This window comes from Streptomyces sp. S6 (assembly GCF_054880855.1).
The window spans coordinates 1-1,671 of sequence record NZ_JBTYMC010000607.1; the positions used below are offsets into that span (position 1 = coordinate 1).

Sequence of the window (1,671 nt, forward strand, 5' to 3'; positions counted from 1 at the left end):
GCCCGGCAAGCCGCCCGAGGCCGCCTCACCGCCCGCGAACGCCTCGCCCGCCTCCTGGACCAGGGCTCCTTCACCGAGACCGGCGCCCTGGTCCGCGCCCGGGGCGACGACACGGACACCGCCTACGGCGACGGCGTCGTCACCGGCACCGGGACCATCGACGGGCGGCAGGTGTGCGTGTTCGCGCAGGACGCCACCGTCCACGGCGGCAGCATGGGCGAGGCGTGCGGGGAGAAGGTCGTCCGCACGATGGACCTGGCGCTCAGCCTCGGCTGCCCCGTCATCGGCCTCGACGACTCCGGCGGAGCCCGCATCCAGGAAGGCGTGGCCTCGCTCGCCCTCTACGCGGAACTGGCCCGCCGCAACGTCCGGGCGTCCGGCGTGATCCCGCAGATCTCCGTGATCATGGGCCCCTGCGCGGGCGGCGCCGCCTACTCGCCCGCCCTCACCGACTTCGTCGTCATGGTCGACGGCACCTCCCACATGTTCGTCACCGGACCCGACGTCATCGAGGCCGTGACGGGGGAGCGGACCACACCGGAGGAACTGGGCGGCGCCCGGACCAGCAACACGGGCAACGGCAACGCGCACTTCCTCGCCGAGGACGAGGACGACGCCCTCGACGTCGTCCGGGTCCTGCTCTCCTACCTGCCGGCCAACAACCGGGAGGACCCGCCCGAGTACGGCTGCCCGGCGCGTCCGTCCGACAGGCCGCGGCTGGACGGGATCGTGCCCGACCGGCCCGGCGCCGCGTACGACATGCGGGAGATCCTGCGGGAGGTCGTCGACGACGGTGAACTCCTGCCGGTGCACGAGCTGTTCGCGCCGAACATCCTGTGCGCGCTGGCCCGGATCGAGGGGCGCTCCGTCGGGGTCGTCGCGAACCAGCCGCTGCACGGCGCGGGCGCCCTCGACATCGACGCGTCGGAGAAGGCCGCGCGGTTCGTGCGGTTCTGCGACGCGTTCGGGATCCCCCTGGTGACCTTCGCGGACGTCCCCGGCTACCTGTCCGGGGTACGGCAGGAACAGGGCGGGATCATCCGGCGCGGCGCGAAACTCCTGTACGCCTACGCCGAGGCCACCGTCCCCAAGGTGACTGTCGTGGTGCGCAAGGCGTACGGCGGCGGATACGCCGTCATGGGCTCCAAGCACCTCGGCGCCGACGTCAACCTCGCCTGGCCCACCGCCCGCATCGCCGTCATGGGCGCCGAGGGCGCCGTCAGCGTCCTGCACCGCAGGGAACTCGCCGCGGCGGCGGCCGACGGCGAGGAACGCGCGGCCCTCCTGCGGGCGAAGCTCGTCGCCGAGTACGAGACGGCCTGGGCGAACCCCTACACGGCCGCCGCACGCGGCTACGTCGACGCGGTCATCGCCCCCGCCACCACCCGCGCCCACCTCGCCGGGGCCCTGCGCACCCTGCGCACGAAACGCGCCGCTCTCCCCGACCGGCGGCACGGCAACATCCCGCTCTGACCCCGCTGCCCCCTCTGGCGACCGCGCACCGGACACCCCCGTGACGTGAGGAGTTCCCCCATGCCCGCCCCCGGCACCCTCCCCGAGCTCCTCGCACACTGGGCCGGCCGCACCCCCGCCCGGCCGGCGTTCACCTTCGCCGACCACACCACCCCGGGCCCGCGCGCCACCCACCGCACCCTCACCTGGCACCGCCTC

1 protein-coding gene is annotated in these 1,671 nt (G+C 74.4%); it reads left to right on the top strand.

What is annotated here, in order from left to right; genetic code table 11:
• A partial coding sequence (locus ACVNF4_RS35725) for an acyl-CoA carboxylase subunit beta (RefSeq protein WP_461806996.1) occupies window positions 1-1,473 on the top strand: 1,473 nt, incomplete at its 5' end.
• Window positions 1,474-1,671 lie beyond the last annotated feature (198 nt).